The organism is Polaribacter sp. AHE13PA, from assembly GCF_019278505.1.
Taxonomy (GTDB): domain Bacteria; phylum Bacteroidota; class Bacteroidia; order Flavobacteriales; family Flavobacteriaceae; genus Polaribacter.
Window position 1 is genome coordinate 243,743 of the sequence record NZ_CP058985.1, and the last position, 14,651, is coordinate 258,393.

The following is a 14,651-nucleotide window of genomic DNA, read 5'->3' on the forward strand; positions in this document are numbered from 1 at the left end:
ATTTTTTGTTTTTATAATGATTTACAAAATGTCAGTTCGAGTAAAATTTCTTTTTATAAATTTTGTATCGAGAACTAATATTATATTGTCTAAAGAGATGATATTTAAAGTCTATAACTTTGCGATTGCAGCTTCTGCACAGCGTTCTCCATCCATGGCAGCAGAAACAATTCCACCAGCATAACCACCACCTTCACCACAAGGATATAAACCTTCTATTTCTGTATGTTCTAAACTTTCTTTTCTAGGGATGTTTACTGGTGATGAAGTTCTAGATTCCACTCCAATAATATTTGCTTCGTTGGTGTAATAACCATGCATTTTTTGTCCGAATGCTGCAAAACCTTTTCTTAATCTACCTCCAATAATTTTAGGTAATAAAGAATGTAAAGGAGCCGATTTTAATCCTGGTTGATATGAACAATCATTTAAATCGTTAGAAAGTCTTCCGTCTACAAAATCCACCAATCTTTGTGCAGGTGCTGTTTGTGTTCTTCCTCCAGCAAAAAAGGCTATTTTTTCTAAATCTTTTTGAAATTCTAATCCTTTTAAAGGTCCAAACTGTTCGTATTTCTTAAAATCTTTATCAATATCTAATTCAACAACAATTCCTGAATTTGCAAAACGATTATTTCTACGAGAAGGCGACATTCCGTTTACAACAACTTCACCGTTTGCAGTAGCTGCAGGAACAATAAATCCACCAGGACACATACAAAAAGAATATACACCTCTATTATTTACTTGGTGTACCAAGCTATAAGCTGCTGCAGGTAACAATTCGTCTCTTTCTCCTGAACAATGATATTGAATTTGATCTATAATTTCTTGCGGATGTTCTACACGAACGCCCATCGCAAAAGACTTTGCTTTTAAAGCAATCTCTTTCTTGTGTAGTAATTCGTATATATCTCTGGCCGAATGTCCGGTTGCTAAAATAACTGAATTCACAGCCATTTCTTTTCCGTTTTTAAGATGGATAGCTTGTAGTTTATTGTTTTTTATAGTAAAATCAGTAACACGAGTTTCAAAATGAATTTCTCCACCGTACTTTAAAATATTCTCACGAACATTCTCGATGATTTTTGGTAATTTATTGGTTCCAATATGCGGATGTGCATCTACCAAAATTTGTTCTGTTGCTCCATGAAAAACTAAATTTTCAAAAATTCTTCTAACATCACCACGTTTTAATGAGCGTGTGTAGAGTTTTCCATCAGAGTAGGTTCCGGCTCCACCTTCACCAAAACAATAATTAGAATCTTCGTTTACAAAATGATCTTGATTGATGGCTTTTAAATCACGCCTTCTATCTTGTACATTTTTTCCACGTTCTAAAACAATTGGTTTGTAACCTAATTCTATACAACGCAAAGCGGCGTACATTCCTGCGGGTCCAAAACCAATAATATGTACTTCTTTGGCATTAGAAACATCTTTGTATTCAAAAGTATAATCAGATTTATCTGGTACTTTTTCATTGATATAAACGGCTACTTTGTAGTTAAATATGATGTCTTTTTTACGTGCATCTATAGATTTACGCAATACTTTAACAGCAGAAATTTCACTTTTATCAAGGCTTAATTGCTTAGAAGCTTTGTATAATAAGATGTTTTCTTTACGTTCTTCTATTAAATTTACTCGAAGTTGAATTTCTTTTACCATGTGGCAAAAATAATGAATTTTAAAGTCTAAAAAAGCTACGAATTCATGAATTTCTCTTCAATATGATATAATGATAATTTTTAGCGGTAAAAATATTTAAGTTGAGTAGTGAATTGATGTATCCTGTTTTTTAAGTTGTGGTTGTAAAAGGCCTTTTTTTTGTGCTTTTATTTTCTGTTTGAGCGTAGTTGAGATTTAATTACCGACTAAAATAGGTCTTGATTACACGCAAGGAGACATTTATTTCATTTTTTTAATTAGATAAATTTTGTACTGTTTTTGTACCTGAATAAAATGAAACACGTTAACTTTATGCTAAAATTAAGAATTAGATATTTTATTTTTTTTAATTTTAAATGATGACTATATTGTGAATATAATTATTATAAAATGCTATGAAAATCACGGGTAAAAATCACGATTTTATCTATCTTTAAAAAATATTTGAAAGGATGCTAGACAAGGAAAAATATAAGGTAAAAGGAATTATTCAATTGACTGATTTTAATACAAAAGAAGTAATAGAAAAGTCTAAGAAGAAGCTAAAGAAAATTAGAAAAAAACTGAGTGATATTCAGGATACAATGTATGCAGAAGGCAAATATAGTATGCTTATTTGCTTACAAGGAATGGATACTTCTGGCAAAGACAGTTTAATTAGAGAGGTTTTTAAAGATGTAAATGCACGTGGAGTAGAAGTGCATAGTTTTAAAGTACCAACAGAGTTGGAATTAAAGCACGATTTTTTATGGCGTCATTATATTGCACTTCCTGCAAAAGGTAAAATAGGTGTTTTTAATAGAACACATTATGAAAACGTGTTGGTGACAAGAGTGCATCCTGAGTATGTTTTTGGAGAAAATATTCCGACCATAAATACGTTAGAAGATATCAATGATGCTTTTTTTCATGAAAGAATGGAAAGAATCAATAATTTTGAAAAGCATATTACAGATAGTGGAACCATCGTATTAAAGTTCTTTTTAAATTTGTCTAAAGACGAACAAAAGAATAGATTATTACGCAGGTTGAATTTACCTGAAAAGAATTGGAAATTTTCTGCAGGAGATTTAAAAGAACGTAAACTGTGGGATAAATACCAGTTCTGTTATGAAGATTTATTAAACAGAACTTCTAAAGAAAATGCACCTTGGTTTATAATTCCTGCGGATGACAAACCAACTGCAAGATTTATTTTAGCAGATATTGTATTAGAAGAATTAGAAAAATATAACTTTAAAGAGCCAACTTTACCTGCAAAAATTCAGGATCAAGTAGCTGCATTTAAAACACAATTAAATAACGAATAGTTCTTGCTTGCGATTTAGTAGGTAATTATTTTTACCTGAGCGAAGTAGAGAAATTAAAATATTAAAATGAATTTAGATTTAAAGAAGCCAATCGTATTTTTCGATTTAGAAACAACAGGAGTAAACATTGCAACAGATAAAGTTGTTGAAATTGCCATATTAAAAGTATTCCCAAACGGAAATAAGGAAAGTAAAACTTGGTTGGTAAATCCGGAAATGGAAATTCCACAAGGATCTATAGATGTACATGGAATTACAAATGAAAAAGTAGCTTCAGAGCCAACTTTTAAAGAATTAGCACCACAAATTAATGAGATGATTGCAGATTCTGATTTGGCAGGTTTTAACTCTAATCGTTTTGACATCCCGCTTTTAGCGGAAGAATTAATGAGAGCTGGTATCGACTTTGATATGAAAAATAGAAAAGCAATTGATGTGCAAGTAATTTTTCATAAAAAAGAACAAAGAACATTAAGTGCTGGATATCAGTTTTACTGCGGAAAAGAATTAGAAGGAGCACACGGAGCGGAAGCAGATACCAATGCAACGTACGAAATTTTGTTAGCTCAGTTAGATAAATATGATGACATACAAAATACTGTAGATGCTTTAAGTGAATATTCTACACACGGAGAAAGAGCAGATTTTGCTGGTTTTATTCTGATGAATGATAATAAGCAAGAAATTTTCTCTTTCGGAAAATACAAAGGTAGAACGGTAGAAGAGGTGTTTAAAGAAAACCCTGGTTACAATAACTGGATGCAGAATGCAGATTTTCCTTTGTACACTAAAAAGGTTTTAAAAGAAATTAAAGAAAGAATGACGGCGCCAAAAAAGCAAATGTCTGACAAAGAAAAATTAGAAGCTTTACAACAGAAGTTTAATTTAAGATAGTTCTTTTTTGTCATTTGGAATGAGTCTTTTTAGGCGATTGAGAAATCTAATAATTAAGATGTATTAAACTAAACTGTCAATTAAACAGTTAAAAAATTACACAACAAACAATGTTTACAGAATATAAAAATTTACCAAATAATTCTCGCGTTTGGATTTACCAATCCAATAGAGAATTTACAGAGAATGAAATAAACTTTATTTCAGAAAAAGCAGAAGACTTTATTAACCAATGGACGCGTCATGGTGACGATTTAAAAGGTTCTTTTACTATCAAATACAATCAGTTTTTGGTGTTGGCAGTAGATGAAAGTTTTAACAATGTTTCTGGTTGTTCTATAGATAGCTCTGTTCGTTTTATTAAAGAATTAGAAAACGAATTACAATTAGATTTAATGGATAAATTGAATGTTACTTTTAAAGATAATGACAATATTAACTTAGTAAAATTGTTCGATTTTCAGAAGTTCGCAGAAGAAAATAAAGTAACTGCCGATACGATTGTTTTTAATAATATGGTAGCTACCAAAGAAGATTTTGAAAACAATTGGGAAATTCCCGCAAAAGATAGTTGGCACAAACGTTTTTTGGTGTAAAAATTGTATTAAAATTATTGAATTCAGCTAGCAAATTGTTGCGTTAAGGATAGAGCGGTCTGTTTGAGCTCTTTTTTAGGTTTCAGTTCGAGTGGTTACGCTTTTTAGCGTAATTGTATAGAGAACAACCTAAAAAAAGCGAGTAGCGAAAGCCTGTTAAAACGCCCTAAGAATATGTCCCATAATAATATGAAGAAAGAGTTATTAATAGTCGTTTTTATAAGTTTTGTTTTTAATTTATCTGCACAAAGTGTAGATCCTTTAATAGCGAAAGATGCAGAGGCGCAAGATATTTGGGTAGATAGTATTTTAAAAAATATGTCGATTGATGAGAAGATTGGTCAGCTTTTTATGATACAAGCCTATTCTAATAAAGACAAAAAGCACGAAGCTTATATTACCAATATGATTCAAAAATATCATGTGGGTAATTTAATTTTTATGCAAGGAACACCTGAAAAACAAGCGGTACTTACTAATAAATTTCAAGATTCGGCAAAAGTACCTTTGTTAATTGGTTTTGATGGAGAATGGGGCTTGGACATGCGTTTAAAAGATACCTATAGATTTCCTTGGAACATGACTTTGGGTGCTATTGAAAAAGATTCTTTAATTACTGAATTCGGTAAGCATTTGGGGATGCATTGTAAGCGATTGGGAATTCATGTAAACTTTGCGCCAGTTGTAGATATTAATACAAATCCAGAAAACCCAATTATTGGAAACAGATCTTTTGGTGAAGATAAAGAAAACGTAACCCAGAAAGCGATTGCGTTTACAAAAGGGATGCAAAGTCAAGGGGTTTTGGCAAATGCAAAACATTTTCCAGGGCATGGAGATACCGCAACAGATTCTCACCATACATTACCCGTTTTAAATTTTGATTTAGCGCGCTTAGATTCTGTTGAATTGTACCCATACAAAAGAGTTTTTGATGCTGGTATGGCAAGTGTTATGACGGCACATTTAAGTATTGCTAGTTTAGAACCAGATAGTAGATTGCCTACTTCTTTGTCTAAAAATGTAGTGACTAATTTATTGCAGCAAAAATTAGGCTTCTTAGGCTTGGTAATTACCGATGGTTTAAATATGAAAGGTGCTGCTAATTATGCTACTTCGGCAGAAATTAATTTGGCAGCTATACAAGCAGGGAATGATTTACTGTTAATTCCGCAAGAGATTCCTGCTACGGTAAATATGATTAAAAAGGCTATTGAGTTAAAGACATTAACAGAAGAAAGAATCAATTTTTCTGTTCGTAAAATATTAAAAGCGAAATATTGGGCAGGTTTAAATGAATATAAACCAGTAGTCTTAAATAATTTGCATGAAGACTTAAATTCAATTGAAGATGAATTATTGCATAGAGAATTGGTGAAGAATTCTTTAACTGTTCTTAAAAATAAAAACTATAATATACCTATTACAAATTTAGAAGAAAGAAAAATTGCATATGTAAAATTAGGCGACGATTCTGGATATCCTTTTATTGATATGCTTCAAAATTATGGACAAGTAGATGAGATTTATAGTGAAAATTTAGACGGACTTATAACAAAATTGAAACCTTATAACTTGGTAATCGTTGGTTTTCATAAATCGAATGCTAACCCATGGAAAAGTTATAAGTTTACAAATAAAGAATTGGTTTGGTTGCAAGAAATATCTAGAGAGAATAATGTAATTTTAGATGTTTTTGCAAGTCCTTATAGTTTATTACAGGTAAAATCTTTTACAAATATAGAAGGCATTATTGTGTCATACCAAAATAGTAAATTGGCCCAAGAACTCTCTGCTCAATTAATTTTTGGAGCTTTTGGAGCAAAAGGGAAGTTGCCTGTTTCTATTAAAAGTGATTTTTTAGAAGGTAGTGGTTTCTTTACCTCAAACCTAAGTAGATTTGAATATACCATACCAGAAGCAGCCCAGTTATCTTCTATAAAATTAAAAAAGATAGATTCTTTAGCTACCATTATTTTAAAGGAAAAAATGGCACCAGGTTTTCAGGTTGTAGTGGCAAGACATGGTAAAATTGTCTTAGAGAAAAGTTATGGGCATCACACAGATGATACGTCTAGAAAAGTAAAAAATTCTGACGTGTATGATTTGGCTTCCCTTACTAAAATTTTAGCCTCTTTACCTTTAGTGATGAAAGCAGAAGAAGAGAAGAAAATTTCTTTAAATGAAAAACTTCAAGATCTTTTACCAGGTTTTAAAGGCTCTAATAAAGCAGCGGTTTCTGTTAGAGAAATCCTTTCACATTATGGACGTTTAAAAGCGTGGATTCCTTTTTACGTGGCAACTCAAGATAGTATAACGCATAAAAATTTACCTGCTTTTTATAGTAATAAACAATCGGAAAGATTTTCACTAAACGTGGCAAAAAACTTATATATAAACAAGAGTTATAAAGACAGTATTTATAAATATATTAAAGATGCAGACCAAAGAACAACTGCAGGTTATAAATACAGCGATTTAGGATATTATTTATTGCAAGAAGCGATAGAAAATACTTATGAAAAACCTTTAAATACCTTGGTAGATGAAGAGTTTTACCAATCTTTAGGTGCTAATAGAACGACTTATTTACCACTTCAAAAGTTTCCTGCAAACGAAATTATACCTACCGAAAAAGACAACTATTACCGTAACCAATTAGTACAAGGTTATGTGCATGATATGGGAGCTGCGATGTTAGGTGGAGTAGGTGGGCATGCAGGTTTATTTGCCAATGCAAATGATGTTGCAAAAATTATGCAGATGTATTTACAGAAAGGATATTATGGTGGTAAAAGGTATTTAAAAACAGAAACCTTAGACAAATTTAACCATCGTTATTTTTCAGATATGCAGGTGCGTAGAGGTTTAGGTTTCGATAAACCGCAGTTAAACCCTAAGGTAAAAGCAACTTGTGGCTGTGTGTCCGACGAGAGTTTTGGGCATTCTGGTTTTACAGGTACTTACACTTGGGCTGATCCACAAAGTGGAATTGTATATGTATTTTTGTCTAATAGAGTGTACCCTACAGCAGCAAACATGAGTTTGGTAAGGAGTAATATGCGTACAGAAATTCAGCAAGTTATTCAGGATGCTATTATAAATTAAGAAGTATAAAATATTCTTTTTCAGAAGCTATTTCCTGCTTTCCGCACTCGCTTTTTTTATTCAGAAAAAGAATAAAAAAGAGCTCAAACAATTGCTGCAATCAGGGCTAAACTTGGTTGTAGCTTTATTGTATTATAGAAAGTCAGATGTTTATGTTATTAATTTTAGATGCGTTCTAGTTGTTTTTTAATTAATTAACTTCCCGTTTTCATAATTTTCTTGTTTTGTTAATTTACCATTTTCATTAAAATATTTCCATTCTCCTATTTTTTTCATTTTTTTATAAGTACCAATTTTCATAGGTTTTCCACTATCATAAAATTTTTGAAAATATCCATCAACAATTCCGTTATCATAGTTTGCTATTAAAATAATATTTCCATTTGGGTGATATTTAGTCAAGCTTTTATTTTTAAGGTTTTCTAATGGAAAGGTTGTTGATTTATATAAGTCGCCACTTTCTGCGTATTCTTGAATAGTGAATTTTTCTAAACTCCTAAATTTTATTTTTTTAAGTATTTTAGTTGAATTGTATTCTCTTATAGTATCTCCAATATTTGGGATTACTTCTTTTTCAGCCCCATAAGTAATCGTTATTGCTTTTTTTTCTTGGCCAAAAGAGAATGCAGAACATAAGATTATCATTATTAATGCAATCGTTTTTCTCATTTTTTTTTATTTTAAGAGTTGGCTTCTGTATTTGTTGGTGACAACTTGCTATATATAAATATTATAAAACAGCTAAAAGTAAAATAAAAGAGTCCTATTTTGTTGTCAAAGAAATACGAAACTATAAAAGCTTGGAGTGCATAAAAAACAGGTAAAATAAACAAGTTATAGGTAAACCTAAAAGTATCTACAAAATCGATATCCGGATTTTTTTTCGCTTGCTTTTTATAAATTATATAATGAATCAAACTATTTAGGAGAATTAAATAGTACAACGGTTTTAAATAGTTTTTAGAGCCTTCTTTTTTAGGTGGAAATGTATTTGTCTTAATCATCTCTTGTACTTTTTTTACTTCTGTAAAATCTACTTGCGCATCATTTAGCTTTGTTAAAATAGTATCATAATTTTCATCTTTTTCTATATGAACAGAGAGTCCTTTTAATTGATTTACAACTTCGTTTTTTAAAATGTTAATAGATTTACTAGGGATATTGTTTGCGTAAATTTCACTAGCATTAATAGGTGCTCCATAATGCAGCGCTACTTTACAAGGAAAGTGAGATGCATTTTGATACGTAAGTCCAACAGGTACTACTTGTATCTGTAAATCAGGATGTTTTTCAATAGCTCCATATACAATTCTAGTAAAACCTTTACTTAAAGGTCTTACGGTTCTGTCTCTACAATCGCTACCTTCTGGAAAAATCATTAAAGATTTTCCTCTATTAAAAATGTCATAACATTTATTAAAAACTTCCTCGTTTTTTGCCAATTGATCGATGCCGTCTCGCATTCTATAAATGGCTATTAGATTTAAAGAATTTAGAATTTTTTTTATAATTGGGTTTTTAAAAGCAGCCGCTTTTACTAAAAAATAACTAGCTCTTGGGTTATTAGTAGTTACAATTAAAGGATCTATCAATCCGTTTGGGTGGTTTATAGCAAAAAGTACAGCTCCTTTTTTTGGTACGTTTTTTAAACCCACTACTTTTATTTCTTTTGTGTAAAAAAAGAGTCCGAGTTTAACGTACAAACGCACTAAACGAAACCATATTTGTGAAATTTCCATATAATTTTAATAATTATTTTAAAGATGATTTTCTGCCCCAATAAGTCGCTAATGCCATGCCAGAAAAGACATCCCAAACTCCCCAAAAAGCAGCCAATAAAGCCATTCCTCCTAAACCTTCAAAGAAACCAAAAATTAGTAACAAACCTAAGCCTCCATTTTGGATACCAGTTTCCATAGCGATTGTTTTACAATCTTTTTTATTCAATTTAAAACTTTTTGCGGTATAAAACCCTAAAATGTAGGCAAAAATATTATGAAAAATAACCAAGAATAGCACGTGGTGAATATGGTGTATAAAGACGTCTAAATTCTGAGAAAAAGCAATAAAAATTAAAGCGATAAAAACCAACATAGATAATGGTTTTAGAACTTTTTCAATTTTTTGAGCCATTTCAGAGTGGTAGTGTTTAATAACCATTCCAAGAATTAAAGGGATTCCTAAAATTATAGAAACGAGTTTAAATAAATCATACGGATTTAAAGAAACAGTTTTTAAAATTATATTGGTTGGTTCATATAGACTTCCCCAAAATTGTAAATTAAGAGGCGTCATTACAATACAAATTAAGGTTGCAAAAGCTGTTAAACTTACAGATAAAGCTGCATTTCCATCAGCCATTTTACTGAAAAAGTTTGAAACATTTCCACCAGGACACGCAGCAATCATCATCATCCCTAATGCAAAACTAGGATGCGGTTTTAGTATTAAAATAATTAAAAATGTTGCTGCAGGTAATAAAATAAATTGTGATAAAACACCTACAAAAACGATTTTAGGATTTTTAAAAAGCCTTTTAAAGTCTTCTACTGAAATCCCCAAAGCAACGCCAAACATAATAATGGCAATGGCTATGTTTAAAACCCATAAACCACTCTCATCAAAGTTTATTTTAATATCGTCTATATCTATGTTGTTTTGCATTTATTTAAATTAGTTTCAAAGTTTCTGGTTTTCTTGGTTCAAAAAATCTTGTTTTAAATTTTATTTTTTCTAGCAAAGTTGCAAAGGCTAAAAGTTTTTTATTTTTGCTAACTGCTAACTGCTAACTGCTAACTGCTAACTGCTAACTGCTAACTGCTAACTGCTAACTGCTAACTGCTAACTGCTAACTGCTAACTGCTAACTGCTAACTGCTAACTTAATTCTTAAAAGCAAACTCAATAATGTTCGCCCCCATTTTTAAAGCAGTTTCTCTTACACTTTTTGGGTTATTGTGTATAATTTCATCTTCCCAACCATCGCTTAAATCTGTTTCATAATCGTAAAAAACAACCAACCTTGCTTTGTAAAACAAACCAAAACCTTGGGCAGGTTTTTTATTGTGTTCATGAATTTTTGGAATCCCGTTAGGGAATTTAAAAGTCTGATTAAAAATAGGATGATTGGTCGGGATTTCTTTAAACTCTAAATTCGGAAAAACTTTCTTTAATTCTCTTCGTATAAATTTATCTAATCCGTAATTGTCTGAAATATGTAAAAATCCCCCAGAAATTAAGTAATTTCTTAAGTTATTTGTATCATCTTCAGAAAATAATACATTTCCATGTCCCGTCATAAAGATGATAGGGTAGCTAAAAAGATCTTCACTATTAATATTTACGGCTTGTGGATCTTTAGAAATATTGGTTCCAATATTTTTGTTTGCAAAGTCTACTAAATTAGGAATTGCTGTTGGGTTTGCGTACCAATCTCCACCGCCATTGTATTTTAAAATGGCAACATCCTGTGCATTTGTAGATAAAATAAGGAAAATTAATACTAGAACTAAAGTTTGCTTCATCAATTATTTTAGTGAGAATTGAAAGCAATATAGTAAAAATTACTGATTGATAAACGAAATGGTATTTACAGCTACTAATGCAGCAGTTTCTGTACGCAATCTACTTTCTCCTAAAGATATAGGAATCATATTTTTTGCCAAACATTTTTTAATTTCATCACTAGAAAAATCGCCTTCAGGACCAATTAAAATGGTCGTTTTTTCTGAAGGTTTTATTACGGATTGTAATAAGTTTTTTTCTTTTTGATCTTCGCAGTGTGCAATACAAACGTTACCTTTAAAATCTTGTTTTATAAAATCATTCAATTTTACTGGTTCATTCAATTTAGGAAGCGTGAATTTTAAAGATTGCTTCATGGCAGACTGAATAATTTTTTCGAAACGTTCTAGCTTTACAACTCTACGTTCTGAATTAGAACAAATAATTGGTGTAATCTCATCGATACCAATTTCTGTTGCTTTTTCTAAAAACCATTCAATTCTGTCATTTAATTTGGTAGGAGCAATGGCAATATGGAGGTAATAATTCCATGGTTTAGGTTTTTCTTCAAAACCAATAACTTCTGCCAAACATTTTTTGTCGCTTGCAAGTATAATTTTTACATCAAACAAAAAGCCTTTACCGTTTGTAATTTTAAGAATGTCATTTTCTTTTTTACGTAAAACACGTACAATATGTTTACTCTCAATTTTATCGAATGTGAGTTGCGTGGTTTCTGTAGAAATTTCAGAATTATAAAATAATTGCATTTTTTAAATTAGTTTCAAGGTTCTTTTTTCTCGCAAAGACGCAAAGTTTTTTAATTTTGCTTTTGCTTTACTGAATACTCTTTCGATATGTTTTTCGTCTTTTATGCGTTACAGGATCAAAGTTTTCCCATAATTTTTTAATAGCTTCATTGTCTTCTAACTCCGGAGTTCTAATACAATTTTCGATGCCTAGAGGCGCAAAAGTTTTTGTGTATTGATCAAATATAATGGCGTGTACACCTTTATTTTGATAATCTGGATGCACACCAATTAAATAAAATGTAACATCTTTAGAGTGCTTTCTTGCTTTTAACAAGTGAAACAATCCGAATGGAAATAATTTTCCGTTTGCTTTTTGTAAAGCTTCCGAGAAAGAGGGCATTACAATGGCAAAAGCTACTAATTTATTATTTTCATCAACCACAAATTTTATATATTCTGGATTGATAAAGCTGATGTATTTCTTCTTGAAAAAAGCAATTTGAGAATCAGAAATTGGCACAAAAGAAGACAGTTTAGAGTAGGAAGCACTAAAAACCTCAAACATTTCATCTACGTAAGGTAAAATGTCTTTTGTCTTTGTAAAATCTAAGGCTTTTAATTTAAAACGTCTTTTTAAAATGTTACTTATTCTATCAAAATAAACACCATCAACATTTTTAAATTTGAATTTATTTTCTAAATATTCTTTCTCTTTTACAAAACCTAATTGCTCTAAATGGTCTTTATAGTAAGGATGATTGTACCAGGTAATCATGGTACCAATATGGTCGAAACCTTCTGTTAAAACACCCGTTTTATCTAGGTTGTTAAAACCTATTGGTCCTTCTATATATTCTAAGTTGTTTTCTAATCCTATTTCTCTAACTTTCTCCAATAGAGCCTTACTTACTTCAATATCATCAATAACATCAAACCAGCCAAAACGCATTTTTTTAATTTGTTGTTTTTCAACCTCAAACCAATTGATTATTGCAATAACTCTTCCTACAATTTTGCCATCTCTTAAAGCAACAAAGAACTGCGCATCTGCATTTTCAAAAACAGGGTTTTTTGCTGGATCAAAATTGTCTATTTCATCTTTAATAATAGGAGGAACCCAATATTTATGGTCTTTATATAACGAAAAAGGAAATGTTACAAATTGTTTCATTTCCTTTTTGGTGGTCATTTTTTTAATTGTAATCATATTACAAAAATAGTATTTCTAATGGTTATTTTAATCTTCTTCTACTTCTTTCTCAAGCTCTTTAATTTCTCTTTCTAATTTTTCTATATCTGTTTCTTCTTTGGCTTTTTTCTTACCAAACAAACCTAAGAAACCTCCTTTTTTCTCTTTTGTAGAAGTCCTTTTTCTACTTCTTTTCCTAACTGATTTTTTCTTGTCTTTTTTCTTGAAAACACTAAATATTCTAGAGAAAAAACCGTTTTGTTTTTTATTGTACCTACTAATTGGCGTGTCTTTAATCACTTGACCGCTATCGTCTAAATCTGTATAAGAATCAGAATGAGTATCTATTCTATAAGAGATACCAAAACCTCCGTAAAAACCTTGTGATTCTCCTTCTTTTAGAAATCTTGCTGAGGTATTTAGTTGAAAATCTTCATTAACAAGATAGGCTAATCCTGCTCCTATGTTTAAATTATTTTGTTCTTTTTTAAAAATTGCTTGGTGTTCTATAAAACCAGACCAATTGTAGTTTAGATTCTGTGTTGCAGTAATGATATATGAAAGTTCAAAGAAGTCGGTTCCTATTTTATCGTAATATCCATTGTAAACGATATTAAATCGATCTGTAATATTTTGCTGTAATAAAACACCTAATTTAGGTGAAATGCTTTCTGTTTTATATAGATCATCTACAACATCTGTATTTACTCCTAAATACAAAGCAACAGAAGGAATTAATCGCTTTTTATCAAAAGCATGCCTTTTTCTCCAACTTCTAACTTCTTTTGTTTTATCAGTATATTCTGGTTGAAATAACAAGTATTTTGCACCGATTGTAAATTTACTTAACCCAGAATTTGAATATTGCGATGTGAAAACATTATGAAATGTTACTTCGTCTTTTTGATAGGTTAACTGCGCATTTAATTCTAGTTTTTCAAGAAAAAAACTTGTTCTAAAAAGTAAATCTGCTCCAAAAGATTCTGGTATAGAAAAAGTAGGCTCTATACTGGTGTTTTTGTAGAAAACATTTGTCTCAAATTGATATACGCCAGTACCAACACTGTAAGGACTTTCTGAAAAACCAGGTTTGTTAGAGTTTATTACATCGGTGTATTGTGCTTGTGTAGAGCTGCTTATAAATACGATGAGGGTAATAAAAAATTTCAGGAAAAGGTTTTTCATAAATTAAGATAATATATTATTGGCAGTAACTACCTATTACACAAACATAGTATAAAAATGCTATTTTATAAAAGCAAACGATACTTTTTTGAGTTTAAGAAAGTTTTATAGTCTGTAAACGCTCCAATTGTATTCAAATTGTTATTTTTGATTGATTTTTTTATAAATAAATATTTGAATGGGATTATTAAGAACCATAGCTATTATTGTTTTTTGCTATTATGCGTTTAAGTTTTTAGCAAAATTATTCGCACCTTTTTTAATTAAAAAGGCTGCTGAAACAATTAAAAAGAAAGCAGAACAGCAATACGGTGGCGGACAACAACAAGAACCGCAAAAAAATACTGTGCCAGAAGGGAAAACAGTAATCGATAAAACTCCAGGGAATCAACAGCAAAGTAAAAATTCTGTTGGTGAATATGTGGATTTTGAGGAAATAGATTAAT

At 30.6% G+C, this 14,651-nt stretch carries 13 protein-coding genes; 5 read left to right on the forward strand and 8 right to left on the reverse strand.

Annotation, left to right across the window (positions count from 1 at the left end):
* Window positions 1-111 precede the first annotated feature (111 nt).
* Window positions 112-1,668, reverse strand: a complete 1,557-nt coding sequence (locus H0I28_RS01105; RefSeq protein WP_218760143.1) for an NAD(P)/FAD-dependent oxidoreductase — start codon at window positions 1,666-1,668, stop codon at window positions 112-114.
* 452 nt (window positions 1,669-2,120) lie between these two features.
* Between H0I28_RS01105 and H0I28_RS01110 the strand changes: the two genes are divergently transcribed.
* The 4 genes from H0I28_RS01110 to H0I28_RS01125 all read left to right on the forward strand — a co-directional run bounded on the left by H0I28_RS01110 (window position 2,121) and on the right by H0I28_RS01125 (window position 7,576).
* The gene (locus tag H0I28_RS01110; protein WP_218760144.1) at window positions 2,121-2,978 is read left to right on the forward strand and encodes a PPK2 family polyphosphate kinase; all 858 of its coding nucleotides are present in this window, start codon (window positions 2,121-2,123) and stop codon (window positions 2,976-2,978) included.
* Window positions 2,979-3,044: 66 nt separating this feature from the next.
* Complete coding sequence (locus tag H0I28_RS01115) at window positions 3,045-3,872, forward strand: 3'-5' exonuclease (RefSeq protein ID WP_218760145.1); 828 nt, start codon at window positions 3,045-3,047, stop codon at window positions 3,870-3,872.
* A gap of 110 nt (window positions 3,873-3,982) precedes the next feature.
* A complete protein-coding gene (locus H0I28_RS01120) occupies window positions 3,983-4,468 on the forward strand; it encodes an ABC transporter ATPase (RefSeq protein WP_218752439.1) in 486 nt (161 codons plus the stop codon).
* Between the two features lie 189 nt (window positions 4,469-4,657).
* Entirely contained in the window at window positions 4,658-7,576 is a 2,919-nt protein-coding gene (locus H0I28_RS01125; protein WP_218761538.1) for a glycoside hydrolase family 3 N-terminal domain-containing protein, read from the forward strand.
* Window positions 7,577-7,762: 186 nt separating this feature from the next.
* Here the strand turns inward: H0I28_RS01125 and H0I28_RS01130 are convergent, their stop codons facing one another.
* The 7 genes from H0I28_RS01130 to H0I28_RS01160 all read right to left on the reverse strand — a co-directional run bounded on the left by H0I28_RS01130 (window position 7,763) and on the right by H0I28_RS01160 (window position 14,205).
* Window positions 7,763-8,245: a toxin-antitoxin system YwqK family antitoxin gene (locus H0I28_RS01130; RefSeq protein ID WP_218760147.1), complete on the reverse strand. Its 483-nt coding sequence runs from the start codon at window positions 8,243-8,245 to the stop codon at window positions 7,763-7,765.
* 11 nt (window positions 8,246-8,256) lie between these two features.
* On the reverse strand, window positions 8,257-9,315 hold the full coding sequence (locus H0I28_RS01135) for a 1-acyl-sn-glycerol-3-phosphate acyltransferase (RefSeq protein ID WP_218760149.1): 1,059 nt from the start codon (window positions 9,313-9,315) through the stop codon (window positions 8,257-8,259).
* 13 nt (window positions 9,316-9,328) lie between these two features.
* Window positions 9,329-10,240 (reverse strand): bile acid:sodium symporter family protein, encoded by a 912-nt coding sequence (locus H0I28_RS01140; protein ID WP_218760150.1) that lies wholly within the window; start codon window positions 10,238-10,240, stop codon window positions 9,329-9,331.
* 217 nt (window positions 10,241-10,457) lie between these two features.
* Window positions 10,458-11,099 carry a DUF4159 domain-containing protein gene (locus tag H0I28_RS01145; protein WP_218760152.1) on the reverse strand — a complete coding sequence of 214 codons (642 nt, stop codon included), beginning with the start codon at window positions 11,097-11,099 and terminating at the stop codon, window positions 10,458-10,460.
* 39 nt (window positions 11,100-11,138) lie between these two features.
* Window positions 11,139-11,849 (reverse strand): 16S rRNA (uracil(1498)-N(3))-methyltransferase, encoded by a 711-nt coding sequence (locus H0I28_RS01150; protein WP_218752443.1) that lies wholly within the window; start codon window positions 11,847-11,849, stop codon window positions 11,139-11,141.
* 67 nt (window positions 11,850-11,916) lie between these two features.
* The gene (locus H0I28_RS01155; RefSeq protein ID WP_218752444.1) at window positions 11,917-13,038 is read right to left on the reverse strand and encodes a GTP cyclohydrolase; all 1,122 of its coding nucleotides are present in this window, start codon (window positions 13,036-13,038) and stop codon (window positions 11,917-11,919) included.
* Window positions 13,039-13,068: 30 nt separating this feature from the next.
* Window positions 13,069-14,205 (reverse strand): transporter, encoded by a 1,137-nt coding sequence (locus H0I28_RS01160; RefSeq protein WP_218760154.1) that lies wholly within the window; start codon window positions 14,203-14,205, stop codon window positions 13,069-13,071.
* 178 nt (window positions 14,206-14,383) lie between these two features.
* Between H0I28_RS01160 and H0I28_RS01165 the strand changes: the two genes are divergently transcribed.
* Window positions 14,384-14,650: a DUF4834 family protein gene (locus H0I28_RS01165; RefSeq protein WP_165732817.1), complete on the forward strand. Its 267-nt coding sequence runs from the start codon at window positions 14,384-14,386 to the stop codon at window positions 14,648-14,650.
* Window position 14,651 lies beyond the last annotated feature (1 nt).